Source organism: Streptomyces sp. NPDC085931 (assembly GCF_044540565.1).
Classification (GTDB): Bacteria; Actinomycetota; Actinomycetes; order Streptomycetales; family Streptomycetaceae; genus Streptomyces.
Genome location: NZ_JBITSK010000015.1, coordinates 144,599 through 158,837, shown reverse-complemented (window position 1 = coordinate 158,837; position 14,239 = coordinate 144,599). Strand labels below are relative to the sequence as shown.

10 protein-coding genes are annotated in these 14,239 nt (G+C 74.9%); 5 read left to right on the top strand and 5 right to left on the bottom strand.

All coding sequences use genetic code 11. From position 1 onward, the window contains the following. The first annotated feature begins 116 nt into the window (after positions 1-116). The 3 genes from ACIGAN_RS28515 to ACIGAN_RS28505 all read left to right on the top strand — a co-directional run bounded on the left by ACIGAN_RS28515 (position 117) and on the right by ACIGAN_RS28505 (position 3,587). Positions 117-1,235 (top strand): GNAT family N-acetyltransferase, encoded by a 1,119-nt coding sequence (locus ACIGAN_RS28515; protein ID WP_399861895.1) that lies wholly within the window; start codon positions 117-119, stop codon positions 1,233-1,235. A gap of 19 nt (positions 1,236-1,254) precedes the next feature. Then, positions 1,255-2,622 (top strand): glycosyltransferase, encoded by a 1,368-nt coding sequence (locus ACIGAN_RS28510; protein WP_399861893.1) that lies wholly within the window; start codon positions 1,255-1,257, stop codon positions 2,620-2,622. 134 nt (positions 2,623-2,756) lie between these two features. Beyond that, complete coding sequence (locus ACIGAN_RS28505; protein WP_399861891.1) at positions 2,757-3,587, top strand: polysaccharide deacetylase family protein; 831 nt, start codon at positions 2,757-2,759, stop codon at positions 3,585-3,587. 13 nt (positions 3,588-3,600) lie between these two features. Here ACIGAN_RS28505 and ACIGAN_RS28500 read toward each other — a convergent pair whose 3' ends face one another. The 5 genes from ACIGAN_RS28500 to ACIGAN_RS28480 all read right to left on the bottom strand — a co-directional run bounded on the left by ACIGAN_RS28500 (position 3,601) and on the right by ACIGAN_RS28480 (position 11,104). Next, complete coding sequence (locus ACIGAN_RS28500) at positions 3,601-4,794, bottom strand: glycosyl hydrolase (RefSeq protein ID WP_399861889.1); 1,194 nt, start codon at positions 4,792-4,794, stop codon at positions 3,601-3,603. Further along, positions 4,791-5,231, bottom strand: a complete 441-nt coding sequence (locus tag ACIGAN_RS28495) for a hypothetical protein (RefSeq protein ID WP_365088742.1) — start codon at positions 5,229-5,231, stop codon at positions 4,791-4,793. The genes ACIGAN_RS28500 and ACIGAN_RS28495 overlap by 4 nt, the downstream gene beginning before the upstream one ends. Beyond that, complete coding sequence (locus tag ACIGAN_RS28490) at positions 5,228-7,072, bottom strand: glycosyltransferase (RefSeq protein WP_399861888.1); 1,845 nt, start codon at positions 7,070-7,072, stop codon at positions 5,228-5,230. Before ACIGAN_RS28490 ends, ACIGAN_RS28495 begins: the two co-directional genes overlap by 4 nt. Positions 7,073-7,299: 227 nt before the next feature. After that, a complete protein-coding gene (locus ACIGAN_RS28485; RefSeq protein ID WP_399861887.1) occupies positions 7,300-9,852 on the bottom strand; it encodes a lipopolysaccharide biosynthesis protein in 2,553 nt (850 codons plus the stop codon). A gap of 4 nt (positions 9,853-9,856) precedes the next feature. Continuing rightward, positions 9,857-11,104, bottom strand: a complete 1,248-nt coding sequence (locus ACIGAN_RS28480; RefSeq protein WP_399861886.1) for a DegT/DnrJ/EryC1/StrS family aminotransferase — start codon at positions 11,102-11,104, stop codon at positions 9,857-9,859. 317 nt (positions 11,105-11,421) lie between these two features. On the opposite strand from ACIGAN_RS28480, the gene fahA reads away from it, so the two are divergent. Further along, positions 11,422-12,633 carry a fumarylacetoacetase gene (gene fahA / locus ACIGAN_RS28475; RefSeq protein WP_365088736.1) on the top strand — a complete coding sequence of 404 codons (1,212 nt, stop codon included), beginning with the start codon at positions 11,422-11,424 and terminating at the stop codon, positions 12,631-12,633. A 451-nt stretch (positions 12,634-13,084) separates the two neighbouring features. Further along, positions 13,085-14,023 carry a M56 family metallopeptidase gene (locus ACIGAN_RS28470; protein WP_399861957.1) on the top strand — a complete coding sequence of 313 codons (939 nt, stop codon included), beginning with the start codon at positions 13,085-13,087 and terminating at the stop codon, positions 14,021-14,023. Positions 14,024-14,239 lie beyond the last annotated feature (216 nt).

The window sequence follows — 14,239 nt, the reverse complement described above, 5'->3', positions numbered from 1 at the left end:
CACGGCGCACGCCGATTGCCGGGCGCACGCCGATTGCCCGGTTGAAGGCCTCTGCACCAGTTGGCAACAACATGGTCCGCTACCTACCCGAGGGGCCGCATCGAGCGGTACCTTCCATGTGTCCAGGGGGACTTGATCGGGGGGTCAGGTTGAGCAGTGGGCGCATCCGCGTGGCCGGGCCCGGGGAGCTCGGCGAGCAGGAGAGGGAGCGCTGGCGCGCGCTGCGCGCCGCCTCAGAGGCACCGCGCAACCCTTTCATGGAACCGGAGTTCACCGAGGCCGTCGGTCTGGTGAGGCCGCGGGCCCGGGTCGCGGTCGTCTACGACGGCCGGGAGCCGGCCGGCTTCCTGCCCCATGAACGGGGCCCGTTGGGACAGGGCCGGGCCATCGGGCTCGGCGTCTCGGATGCGCAGGGCGCGATCCTGCGGGCCGGCCTGGACCTGGAGCCGGGCGAACTGCTGCGGGCCTGCTCGCTGTCGTCCTTCGCCTTCGACAACCTGGAGGCGGAGCAGCGGCTGTTCGTCCCGCACGCGGCGGAGGAGCACGCCACCTACGTCGTCGACGTGGAGAAGGGCTACGAGACCTACGAGTCGGGCTTGCGCGCCCAGTCGCCCAAGTTCCTGAAGACCACCCTGGCCAAGGAGCGCAGGCTGGGCCGGCAGGTCGGCGAGGTGCGGTTCGTGTTCGACGAACGCGACCCGGCCGCGCTGCGCACGCTCATGGAGTGGAAGTCGGCGCAGTACCGCAGGACCGGCCGCCGGGACCGGTTCGCGCAAGAGTGGATCACCCGGCTCGTCGGGCACCTGGCCCGCACCCGGGCGCCGGAGTGCAGCGGCACCCTGTCCGTGCTGTACGCCGGGGACCGGCCCGTCGCCGCGCACTTCGGGCTGCGCTCGGCGTCGGTGCTGGCCTGCTGGTTCCCGGCCTACGAGCCGGAGTTCGCGAGGTTCTCGCCCGGTCTGGTGCTGCACCTGCGCATGGCCGAGGCGGCGGCCGCCGCGGGCATCGCCACGCTCGACCTGGGGCGGGGCGCGGCCGAGTACAAGGACGCGCTGAAGACGGGCGAACTGCCCGTGTACGAGGGCGCGGTGATCCGGCCGGGGGCGGGCGCGGCACTGCACTGGCTGAGCCGCGAGCCGGCGCGCCGCGCGCACAGCTTCGTCCGCGCCCGGCCGCGGCTCGCGGCGCTGGCCGCGCGGACCCTGAAGGGCGCGGCCCGGCTGCGCCGTACCTGACGACGAGGGGGGAGGGCGCATGGTCCGTTCGGCGCGTGCGCAGGAGGAGATTCGGCGGTTCCTGGCCATCGGTGCCGTCCAGGTCGCCGAGCTGGACCTGGACGGCGAGGAGGCAGTGCTCAGCCCCGGCCCGGGGAGCCCGCCGGTGACCCACGGCGAGGTGTTCGTCCTGGTCAGACGGCAGGGCCGCCCGGTGGGCACGCTGCTCGGGCACATACCGGAGGGGGCGGACGCGCGGGCCGTGCTGGCGGCCCGGGCGCGGGCGGAGTGCCCCGCGGTGGAGCGCCCCGCGGTGGAGGCCGTCGCGACGGGGGCGGTCGCGGCGAAAGCTGCCGCGGCGGATGCCGTCGCAACGGAGGCCGTCGCGGCGGATGCCGCCGCGCCGGTGGAGCCGCCGTACGCCAGTGTCGTCGTGGCCACCCGGGAGCGGGCCGGGCAGTTGGCCCGGGCGCTGGACTCGCTGCTGGCCCAGGACCATCCGCGGTTCGAGATCGTCGTGGTGGACAACGCGCCCGTGACGGACGAGACGCGGGAGCTGGTCGAGCGGAAGTACGCCGAGCGCGTGCGGTACCTGTGCGAGCCCGTGCCGGGCCTGGCGGTCGCGCACAACGCGGGCCTGGCCGCCGTGCGGGGCGAGGTGGTCGCCTTCACGGACGACGACGTGGTGGCCGACCCGCGCTGGCTGACCGAGCTGACCGCGCCCTTCGCCGCCGACGCCGCACTGGGGTGCGGCACCGGGCTGATCCTGCCCGCCCGGCTGACGACACCGGCCCAGGTGCTCCTGGAGAGCCACGGCGGCTTCGCCAAGGGCTTCACTCCAAGGACGTACGACCCGGCGGACCCGCCGGTCGACGAGCCGCTGTTCCCGTTCACGGCCGGGCGGTTCGGCTCGGGCGCGAACATGGCGTTCCGTACGGAGGTCCTGCGTTCCGTCGGCGGTTTCGACCCGGCGACCGGCGCGGGGACGGCCGCCCGCGGCGGGGACGACCTCTACGGCTTCGTCCGGGTCCTGGCCGAGGGGTACCGGCTGCGCTACACGCCGTACGCCCTGGTCTGGCACCACCACCGGGAGACCTGGCGGGATGTGGAGACCCAGGCGTACGGCTACGGCGCCGGCCTCACGGCGTACCTCACCGCGGTACTGGTGAACCGGCCCGCGCTGCTGCCGGCGTTCCTCGCCCGGCTGCCGCGCGGCCTGGCGCACGCGCGGGCGCTGACGGCCGCGCGCGAGACGCGGGGCGGGGGGACACCGGGCGACCACGACGTGCGTACGCACCCCTGGCCGCGGCGCCTGTCGCGCCTGCAGCGCAGGGGGATGGTGTACGGACCGGTCGGCTATCTGAAGGCGCGGCGGGCGCTGCGCGCGAGTGTGCGGGGGGCGGGATGAGGACACCGACGAGCAGGCGGGGCGAGGGCCGGGGAGGCGGCAGAGGCCGGGCGGAGCGGGGAACGCGGGACGGGGAGGGGCCGATAGCCCCGGCCGGCACCGGCCGTGCGCGCGACGGCGAGGTCCGCGGTGACATGACCCGGGCCCCGGCGGGCACGGCGGAGGACGCCGGCTCTCCGGCCGTCCCGGTCCTCCTGTACCACTGCGTGATGGACGACCCGCCCGGCTGGATCGCCGAGTTCACGGTCACGCCCGCGCAGTTCGCCGCGCAGCTGGACGCCGTGGCGCGCAGTGGGCGTACGCCCGTCACCATCAGCGCGATCGCCGATCATCTGGCCGGGCGGGCGCCCCTGCCGCCCCGGCCCGTGCTGCTCACCTTCGACGACGGGTTCGCCGATCTGCCCGGACCCACCGCCGAGGCGCTGGCCGAGCGGGCGCTGCCCGCCACCGCCTATCTCACCACCGGCGCCATCACCCCGGGCGGCCGCAGTCTGCTGCCGCCCGCCCCGATGATGACCCTGGCAGGCGTGGCGGAGCTGGAACGTTCCGGCATGGAGATCGGCAGCCACACGGTGACGCACGCGCAGCTCGACACGCTGCCCGCGAAGGACCTGACCCGCGAACTGCGCACCTCCAAGGCCGTCCTGGAGGACGCCCTCGGGCACGAGGTCCGCCACCTCGCCTACCCGCACGGCTACAACAGCCCGCGCGTGCGCGCCATGGCGGCCCGGGCCGGCTACGAGACGGCGACCGCCGTCCGGCACGCCCTCAGCTCCGGCCACGACGAGCGGTACCGCATCGCCCGGCTCATCGTCCGCCGCGGCCACACCGTCGCCGACGTCGAGGGCTGGCTGGCCGGGACGGGGGCACGCGTCGCGCCCTACCGGGACGGGCCGAGGACGATCGCCTGGCGGTGGTACCGGCGGGCCCGCGCGCGGGTGCGCGGGCCCGAGTTCGCCGGCTGACGCGGCACCCCGGCTACTTCATCGGCTGGTTGAGATACGGGTCGGCCACCGCCTCGCGCAGGCTGTCCCAGGCCGCGTCGTCGGCCAGGGCGAGATTGCAGTGCGGTCCGGGGTCGCGGTAGTTCCACTGGAGGGCCGCCTTCACGCCCTCCAAGCCCTTCAGCACCCCGGGCACCTGCGCGTACCACTCGGCCTGCCGCCGCGGGCGGGCCGGGTCCGCCGCCGTGCCGAACTCGGAGAGCATCAGCGGCTTGTCGTCGGAGATGTTCTTCCGGATCCACTCGTGCGTGGCCTGCTGCGTCTGCGCGAAGGTGAGCCAGCCGGTGTCGTGGCAGCGGTAGTAGTTGTACTGGTTGTAGCCGACCCAGTCGACGTACTCGTCGCCGGGATACATCTTCCTGATCACGTCACCGTGGTCGAGGTAGCCGGTGGTGATCCACGTCCACACCACGTTGTCGACGCCCAGCTCGCGGAACCGGTCGTGGATGTGCCGGTAGGCCCGCACGAAGTCGGCGGGCGTGCCGTTGGCCGGGGTGCGGGTGTCCATCTCCAGGTCGAACGAGAGGAACACCTTCCGGCCGTAGTCCTTGATGCGCCGCGCCTGGACGTCGATGACCTTCTCGTCCAGCTCGCCGGCCGCGATCTGCTTCCAGGTCGGCTGCTGCCGCTTCGTGCCGCCCCACCACTTGCTCTCCCAGGAGAGCAGCAGCAGGTGGTCCTCGCCGACGCGCTGTTCCTCCGGCGTGAGCAACTGGCCCTCGCGGCGGGTGCCCTCGGGCAGCGACATGTCGTGGTACGTGTACACGATGTCGAGCGGGCGGCCGACGCGCTTCTCGTAGGCCCGCACCTTCTCGGGGAGATCGTCCCGCTCGTGCGGCACGAACGCGCCGAACCAGGCGCCGCAGGGCGGTTCCAGGAGTTCCGTGGGGCGGCAGTCCGCCCTGGCACCGGCTGCTCCCTGGTCCTGCGGCCCGGAGGCGTCCCGCAGGGCGAGGACGGCGACCAGGACCGCGCTGACGACCGTCGCCGACGTGATCAGCAGCCGGCGCCGGCTCGACGCGAACGGGCCGGCGGCCCGCCGCTCCTCCTGCGGTGGCCTGCGGTGCCGGCCGGCCGGGTGCTCGCCGGCCGGATGCTGCCCGGCCGGGTGCTGCCCGGTCGGGTGGTGCCCGCGGCGGAAGGGGCGGTGGGGACGGTTGAACTTCACGGAGCGGAACCCTTCGGTGTCCTCGGCGTCGTCCGCGCCGGCGGGGAGGCGCGCAGCGGCGGACAGAACGCGGCGAGTGTGGTCAGCAGCGTCAGCGTCAACAGCACCCGCTGCGCGCTGAAGGTGTGCGTGGCGATCAGCACGGTCGCCACCAGCATCACGGCGACGATGCTCAGCAACAGCGTCAGCATCAGCCGTTCCAGCAGGTCGGAGTGGCGGGCGAAGTCGGGGTCCCGGCGCTCGACGGGCTCTTCCGCGGGGCGCGCCGCGAACGCCGGCGCGCACACCCTGACCAGCGCCGCGCCCGGCCCCGCCGCCAGGAAGAGCACGACAGCGGCGCCGCGCAGCGGCGATCCGCCCGGCAGGGCGAGCGCGGCGAGCGCCAGCCACCCGCCGAACGGCGGCAGCATCCGGACCACGAGTTCCTGCGGTGTCATCGCTCCGCTCCCCCCGTCTGCCTCAGTTCGTAGAGCCATCCGGCACCGTTCTCCGCGACGAGCCGGAACCGCGGCGAGGCCGCGACCGCGTCCCGCACCCGGTCCAGCTGCGCCCCGGTGAGCTGCCCGTTCATCTCGGAGTTGGCCAACTGCCCCTGGGTGAGCAGGAAGTACGCCCGGGCCGGCCGCTCCACCCCGGCCATGTCGGCGGCGAGGGTGGCGGCCGGGTCCCGCACGATCCGGTCGACATGGCTGCGGGCGTCGTCCAGGAACCAGTAGTGGCCGACGCTCCCGTAGGAGTCGTAGGCGAGCGGGTAGTTGCGGTTGGCGGCCACGACGAGCGAACCCGGGGGCGCCTGGTCGAACAACTGCCGTACGAGGGCGACCTCCTGCGGCGGGAAGTAGTTGATCCGGTCCTTGCCCGAGTAGGCCGGGACGAACGCCAGCGTGCCGCCGAGCAGCGCGGCCAGCGGCACCCAGGTGCTGGCCCGCCCCCGCCCGCCGCGGGCGGGGGCGGGCCGGCGGCCGTACCCTGCCCGGGCGGCGGCTTCGGCGGTCTCGGCGGCTTCGGCGGCTTCGGCGGCGGCGAGCGTGCGGACCTTGGGCAGGATCGCCGCGGCGGCGAAGAAGGCGGCCCCCGGCAGCATGAACAGCAGCACCCGGAAGATCATCTCGCTGCCGTAGCTGCTCGCCGCGAACATCGGCAGCGGGGCCGCCGCGATCAGCAGCAGGGGCCGGGCCCGGTGGCGCAGCACCCGCTGGCGCAGCACCCCGGCGGCCGCGAGCAGCAGGACCGAGCCGGACAGCAGCCGGGCCGCCCAGGAGGTCGCGATGGCTCCGGTGCCGGTCGGGGTGGCGCCGTAGCCGGTCTCGACGTTGGCGCCGATGTCACCCACCGAGCGGATCATGTCGGGCATCGCGGCGGACAGGAAGGGCAGCGCCGCCGTCAGGCACCAGGCCAGGAAGATCACCACGGTCGTGACCACCGGCACCCAGTCGCGGTAGCGGCGGCTCAGGCACAGGGCGAGCAGGCAGACGGCCAGCATCCCGGGCGTGAGCTGGTGGGAGATGACGATCGCCGTGATCAGGAGCGTGAGCACCACCGTCCACACCGCCTGCCGGGGCCGCCCGCGCCGGCCGGCGGACCGGCCGAAGCGGCGCAGGACGACGGCGAGGACCCCGACGTGCAGCGCGTAGGCCACCGACTGCGGCGAGAAGTAGTCCTGCCCGACCCAGTTGGCGACGTAGAACAGCCACACCGCGGTCCAGATCAGCCGCCGGTCCTCGGTGAAGGTGCGGTAGATCAGCAGCAACGGGAGCAGCAGCATCAGACTGGAGGCCAGGGGCCACCAGGCCATGAACATCGCCGACGACTCCACCCCGAGCAGCCGCACCAGGGCGGCCTGGGCGGCGAAGAAGCCCGGCCACTGGTCGTACACCGCCATGTCGCCGACCTGCTCGGCCGTCTGCAGACCGCCGGCCGTCAGCAGGTGGTCGATGACCGCGTCGTGCTTCCACGCCCAGGCGTACAGCGGGGTCGGGTAGAGCACGGCCTGGGTGGCCCGCTCGAAGACCAGCAGGCCGAGGACGTACGCCGCCGCCCAGGCGCCCGGCCGGCGCGGATCGCGGACCGTGAACCAGAAACCGGCCGTGAGCACCACCAGTCCGGCCCAGAACGCCGGGTGGAGCGCGGTGACCAGGCCGTAGTCGTCGAGCCGCGAGACGTCCGTGTGCCGGACCGCGAACGCCCACAGCGCGAGCGCGGTGAGCAGCGGGAGGCCGGGCCAGGCGAGCGCGCTGCGGCCCGGCCGGACCGGGCTCAGGTCGGCCAGGTCCGTCACGTGCTCGTGTGCCGCGCTCGACGACTCCGAGGACGACGGGCTGGAGGACTGGCTGGCGGTCTTGGGGAGGCCGGCGGAGGAACTGCCGGGCGTGCCAGCGCCGTCCCGGGCCGGTGTGGGTTCTGGCGTGGGTCTCTCCTTCGGCGTTACTGGCGGACGCACGGTGGTTCCCCCCTGGCGGTTCGGCTCTTCGCGGCTCTGTGCGGCCGGTTCGTCTCTCGGTCTGGTCAGTCGCCGGGCCGTCTGTCGACGCTGTGCTCGGCTGCGCGCCCGGCAGCGCGGCCGGACGGACGGTCGGCTCTGTGCTCGGACGGGCGCTCGGCTGGGTGCCCGGCACTGCGGTCGGACGGGCGCTCGGCTGCGTGCCCGGCACTGCGGTCGGACGGACGGTCGGTCGTGTGCCCGGCGGTGCGGTCGGCTGTGCGGGTGGCGGCGGTGGCTCGGGGGAGGCGGGACGGGACCCGTGCCGACGCGGCACGGCGGCCCGGCGACAGGAGCGGGACGAGGACGGCCAGTACGGCGAGGCCGGCCAGCAGGGGCGGCGCGACGGGCGCCAGCGTCTCCCGCCACACCCAGCCGCCGACCCCGGCGAGATACACGACCCCCCAGCGCCCCGGCCAGGTCAGCCGCCCGCCCGCGCGCGCCAGCAGCAGCCACAACGGGACGAGGCACAGCAGCTGGCAGACCGGCGGCGCCCAGCGCAGCAGCGGCTCGGGCCCGTCGAGCCCGAGTGCGTCCGCGAGGAAGCCGGCCGTCCTGTCGTACAACGCCCCGTCCACCGGCCGCGGTGCCCGTCCGAGGGCGACCGGAGCGGTGTACAGCGCGAGCAGGGCGGCACCCAGCGCCGTCCCCGGCAGCCAGACCTCGCGCCGGGCGCACAGCGTGACGGCGGCGGTGAACACCACGAGCAGCAGGCCGCCCGCCGCCAGCGACGGCAGCGGCAGCCCCGTCAGCAGCTGACGCCCGGTCAGTGCGGCGTCGGACGCGCGGTCCAGCCAGGGCAGGTCCCGCAGCGGCGCGACGAAGAACACCACGGCCACACCGAGCAGGCTCCACAGGGCGCCCCTGAGCCGCCGCTCCCCCGGCTCCTGATCCTGCTCCTGGTCCTGGTCCTGGTCCTGGTCCCAGGGCGGCTCCGTGGGCGCCGGCGGCGGCTCCCGGGTGGGTCCCTCCGGCCGGGGTCCCTCCGGTCGAGGGCCCTCCGACCGGGGTCCCTCCGGCCGCACGATCAGGGCCAGCGTGTCCGCCTGGAGCGCCTCGCGTTCGTAGCCGGGGCGCCCGATGAACAGCGTGACCGTGTCCTGGTCGCCGTCCGTCGGCTGGTACGCGGCCTTGCGGGCCCAGGTCGTGCCGTACCCGGCGGTGGCGTTCAGCTTCGCCCAGCGGGTGCCGTAGGCGGTGTCGGTGGGGCCGGCGGGTGCGCGGGCGGGGAGTGCACGGGCGGCGGCTGCGCGGGCGCCCGGTGCGCCGTCGTCGTGGCGCAGGGCCGCGCGCAGTCCGGCCGTGGAGACGACGGCGATCAGGGTCATGCTGAGCAGCACCGCCCAGCCCGCCCCGGCGATCCCGGCCGGGGTGAACAGCACGGCCGCGCTGCCCAGCACCAGGGCGCACATGGCGCCCTGGAGCGCGGCGAGCACGCCGGTGCGCCCCTGGACGCGCAGGACGCCGATGTACAGCTCCACCACGACCCTGGGCAGCGCGCCGAGCGCGAGCAGCCGCAGCACCGTCGAGCCGTGCTCGGCGTAGTCCGGGCTGAAGGGCGTGAGGATGTACGGGGCGAACAGGACGAGGACCAGCACCACCGGGACCAGCAGCAGCGTCATGCGCCGCAGGGCCCCTTTGACGCCGTCGGCGAGCTGGCGGGGGTCGTGCGAGGCGTGCGCGGTGAGGGAGGAGGCCATGTTGATGGCCATGAACTCCATCGTGCCGCCGACGGTGTAGGCGACGTAGAAGTAGCCGTTCTCCGCGGCGCTGAAGCGGACCGCGACCATCACCGGCAGCAGGTTGATCATCGCCAGGCTGAACAGCGCGCCCAGCGAGTCCCCGGCCAGGAAGCGGCCCATGTCCCGGATCTTCGGGGGCTCCTTGTCGCGGTCGGCCTCCGCCTGGCGCGGGATGAGCCGGCGGAAGATCAGCCAGCCCAGCGGCAGGGTGGAGAAGGCGATCGCCACCGCCCAGGAGACGAAGATGCCGAGGACGGGCAGCGTGCCGGCGAAGACGGCCAGCAGGGCGAGCTTGCCGACCGAGAACACCGCGTTCCCGGCCGGTACCCACTCCGCCTTGCGCAGCCCGGTGAGCACCCCGTCCTGGAGGGTGAGCAGCGCCCAGGCCACGCACGCGGCGACGAAGACCGCTCCCGCCATGGGCGTGCCCAGCGGCGCGTAGGACGCCCCCCACGCGTCGAGCGTGAGCAGGAAGACGGCCGCGGCGAGCGCCACGACCAGCGAACTGGCCACGTACGTGCCCCACACCAGCCGTCCGGTCTCCCGTCCCGCGCGCGGGACGAAGCGGACGACGGCGCCGATCATCGTCGTCGCCGTGATGCTGGCCAGCAGCCGCATCGCGGCGATGGCCGCGGAGCCCTGGCCGACGGCCTCCTCCGTGTAGTAGCGGGCGGCGACCAGCCAGAAACCCAGGCCCAGCACGGCCGATACCCCGGTGCTGAGCATGAGGAAGTAGGCGTTCTTGAAGAGCGAGTCGTGCGTGTGCTCGCTGTCGGCAGGCTTCGGTCCGCCTCCGGCGCGCGCGGTGGCGGGCTCGTGCACCTGGATCTCGGCCACGGGACTATCCCAGCCCTCCCGGTGTCGGCCCGCTCCGGGACAGCCGTCCCGGGGCGTCGACCGGCCGGGCCCCGGACCGCTCCAGCACCTCCACGACCGTGCGCGCCCGCAGCGGGTCCACGGGCAGCGCGTGCCGGGCGAACCAGCGGGCCGCCTCGGGGGCCGGTGAGGGGTCGGTGAACTCCGCGCCCGCGTATTCGTCCAGCGGCGGGTCGTAGAGGTAGCCGACGATCACGCCCCGGTCCGCCAGGGCCGCGATCGCCGCGTCCCGGTCCTCGACGAACAGCGGGACCCGAAACAGCGGTTGGGTGCCGGAGGCGTCGCGCGGCTTGGCCCAGGGCGTGGCCCGCAGCAGCTCCGTGCCCGCCCGGCAGGCGTCCAGCACCTCGTCCAGCCGGTCGAGCCGGCGTCCGATGCGGCCCAGCCGCAGCCGGCCGGACTCCAGGCGGTAGTCGTGCATGTCGACGCGCAGCCACGGGTGGTGGGAGTCCAGCCCGGGCGCCTCGCGGGCGGCCAGCGCGAGCTGGTGCGGGCGCAGCGGCATCCGGATGTCCTCCCGGTCGGCCAGCCCGAGCAGCCGGATCGCGGCCCAGGCGGCCCTGCGCAGCCGCAGACCGCGCACCGCCGCCTCGGCGAACGGCCGCACCGCGAAGCCCAGTTCCGAGCCGAGGCGGCCCGGGGTGAGCAGCCCCGCGCGGGTCTCCTCCACGGCCCGGCGCAGCCCCGCGTCGGCGAGGGACAGCATGCCGCCCGCCTTGGCGCCAACGTGCTTGGACAGGCTGAACACCGAGGCCTCGCCCCACGCCCCGACCGGCCGGCCCCCGACCCGGCTGCCGATGGCGTGCGCCGCGTCCTCGAACAGCGGGATGCCCAACGCGTCGCACGTGTCCCTCAGGCGCGGCGCCGGATCGGGGTTGCCGTAGAGGTTCGTGGTGAGCACGGCCGACACCGAGCCCCACACCTCGTCCGGCACGGCATCGATGTCGATGGACGCGTCGAGCGGGTGCAACGGCGCCTGCACCGGGCGCAGTCCGGCGGCGAGCACCACGAAGAAGATCACGTCGTCGTTGACCGGCGACATCAGCACGCGCCCACCGGGCGGGCACCAGTGGCGCAGCGCCACGTACAGCCCGAAACGGCACGACGGTACGTACACACATTCCCGGCCGAGCCGCAGGCGCATGGTCTCTTCCAGCCGCTTCGGCCGTGAACCATGCCGCACCGAGCCCGGACCGGCCTCCCCAATGGCCATCCGCCCCCCTGGTGTGCCGTCGGAACGCCCCCTCCCCGAGGCCTTCCGGCACCCGCCCAGAGTCGCCCCGTTCGCACCGCTCCGTCAAGATTGCGTCGCGTCCTGTGGATAACTTCCGGCACGTACGCATGTGCGACCCCGTCCGCCGCGCCGGTCACCGCCGGCCGGTCCGCCCGGTCGCACCCGGGCCCACCTGCCCCGTTCCTCCCGTCCGCCTCCTCGGACCCTGCCCAGGACCCGTGTGTCACCCGTAACGTGTGGCACGACCACGGACACGTGGCGACGACATGGCGCACCCGAAAGCGAGGCAGCACCCGATGCCCCCCTTCGATGTCCCCGAGGGCGACCCCTTCGGTCCGCACAACCTGCCGTACGGCGTGTTCTCCCTGCCCGGCTCCGCCCACCGGACCGTCGGCGTCCGGCTCGGCGACCATGTGCTGGACGCGGGCGCGGCCGCCCACGCGCTCGGCTCCCCGTACGCCTCCCTGCTCGCGCGGCCGAGCCTCAACCCGCTGCTGGCGGCGGGCCGCACCGCCTGGTCGGACGTCCGCCGGGCGCTGACGGCCTGGGTGACCGTGCCCTCCCACCGCGAGACCGTCGAGAAGCTGTTCCACCCGCTGTCCTCGGTGGAACTGCACCTGCCCTTCGAGGTCGCGGACTACGTCGACTTCTACGCCTCCGAGAACCACGCCCGGAACGTCGGGCAGATCTTCCGGCCCGACGCCGAGGACTCCCTGACCCCCAACTGGAAGCACCTGCCGATCGGCTACCACGGCCGCTCCGGCACGGTCGTGGTCTCCGGCACGGACGTGGTCCGCCCCTCGGGTCAGCGCAAGGCGCCCTCCGACGCCGCCCCGGTCTTCGGCCCCTCCGTCCGGCTGGACATCGAGGCCGAGGTCGGCTTCGTCGTCGGCGTGCCGTCCCGCATGGGCCGGCCGGTGGCGCTCGGCGACTTCCGCGAGCACGTCTTCGGCCTGTGCCTGCTCAACGACTGGTCCGCGCGGGACATCCAGGCCTGGGAGTACGTGCCGCTCGGCCCGTTCCTCGGCAAGTCCTTCGCCACCTCCGTCTCGGCCTGGATCACCCCGCTGGACGCCCTGGAGGAGGCTCTCGTGGCGCCTCCGGCCCGGACGCACCGGCTGCTGCCGTACCTGGACGACACCGACGAGGAACCCGGCGGCTACGACCTGCGGATCAGCGTCGCCGTCAACGGTCACGTCGTCTCCGAGCCGCCCTTCTCCACCATGTACTGGACGGCCGCCCAGCAGCTGGCCCACATGACCGTCAACGGCGCGTCCCTGCGCACGGGCGACCTGTACGGCTCCGGCACGGTCAGCGGGCCGTCGGAGCGCGAGCGCGGCTCGCTGCTGGAGCTGACCTGGAACGGCCGCGACCCGCTGGAACTCCCGGACGGCAAGCGGACGTTCCTGGAGGACGGCGACGTGGTGACCCTCTCGGCCTGGGCGCCCGGGCCCGACGGCGTCCGCGTGGGGCTGGGTGAGGTGACGGGGCGGGTGGTCCCGGACTGACCCGCGTGCCCGGTCCGGGCGGCCCGGGCTCGCCCGCACCTGTCGCCCCTCAGGGCCCTTCCCGCCCTCGCGTCGGCGTCCGGCTCCTGACGCACACCGCCCGGGCCCGTCATACTGGGCCACGGGCGGTGTGCCCGTACCCGCGTGGTGCACGGCACGTCGGCCGCGCCCGTCGTGGTCACGGGTGCGCACGGCAGCCGGATCCGCGATGGGCACGGCGACCGCGCCACCGGCGCGCACGGCGACCGGGTCACCGGCGCCTGCGGTGTCCGGACCGCCGGTGCCGACGGTGTCCGGACTGCCGGCGTTCGCGGTGTCCGGGTCACCGGTGCTCACGGTGCCGGCGGCACGGGTGCGCGCCGTGGCCGCAGCATCCGCGCGCACGGCGGCCGCCCGCCCCCGCACAACCCGTAGCCGCACCTTTTCCGACCAGGAACCGGAGCCCGTGGCCATGACCGTCTGCCTGCTCCTGCTCAGTGTTGTCGCCGTGACGGCCGCCGTCCCCGTCCCCCGGGCGCTGACCCGGGCCACGTGGCCGGAGCGGGAACCGGTGGTCGCGCTGTGGGTGTGGCAGTGCCTGGTCGCCACCGTCCTGCTGTGCTGCGTGACGGCTCTCGCGCTGGGCGCCGCCGCCGTGTTCGGCACGGTCCGCGCGCAGCTGTTCGCCCCCGCGCCGCCCGCGGTGACGGCCGCGTACGACCTGTCCACCGCGCCGCCCTGGGCCGCCGCCCTGACCGTGCTGCTGGCCTGCGGCGCGGCCTGGACGACGGCGATGCTCGCGAGGGAGCTGGTCGAGGCCCGCAGGCGCCGCGCCCAGGCCCGCGCGCACCTGCGCGAGCGCGCCCCCGACCTGCCGGCCGGACTGCCCGCCGCCAAGGGCCCGCTGCTGGTGCTGGAGGACGAGTACCCCGACGCCTGGTGGATGCCCGGCAGCCCGCCCCAGCTGATCGTCACCACGGGCGCCCTGCACCGTCTGACCGGCCACCAGCTGGACGCCGTCCTCACCCACGAGCGCGGCCACGCCCGGGCCCGCCACGACTGGCTGCTGCACCTGTCCACCGCCCTGGCCACCGGCTTCCCGCGCGTCCCGCTGTTCGCCCACTTCTGCGACCAGACCCACCGCCTGGTCGAGCTGGCCGCCGACGACACCGCCTCCCGCCGCTGCGGCCATCTGACCACCGCCCTGGCCCTGATCGAGCTCAACCAGCACCGCGGCGTGCTGTCCTGCGCCTCCAGCCACCGGCTGCTGGGCGAGCGGGTCGACCGGCTCCTCGAACCGCCGCCGCGGCTCGGCCGCAGGCACCGCGCCCTGACGACCACCACGGCCGCGCTCGTCCCCCTGCTGCCCCTGCTGATCACCTTCGCGCCGGGCCTGACGGCGCTGTCGTAGCGGCGCCGGCCCGCCGGCGGCCGGTGGCGGGCCTGACCCCCGTGGGAACAGAACGACTGCGCACCGCGGCACTCCCGCACGACGGCGCGACAGCGCCACGGCGCCACGGCGCCCCGGCCGAGCCCAACACGCCCGAGACCGGTCCCAGCCCCGCGCCACACCGGGCCCCGCGGCACTCCCGCACGAAGGCGAAACAGTCGAGGCCGCAGCATCCCA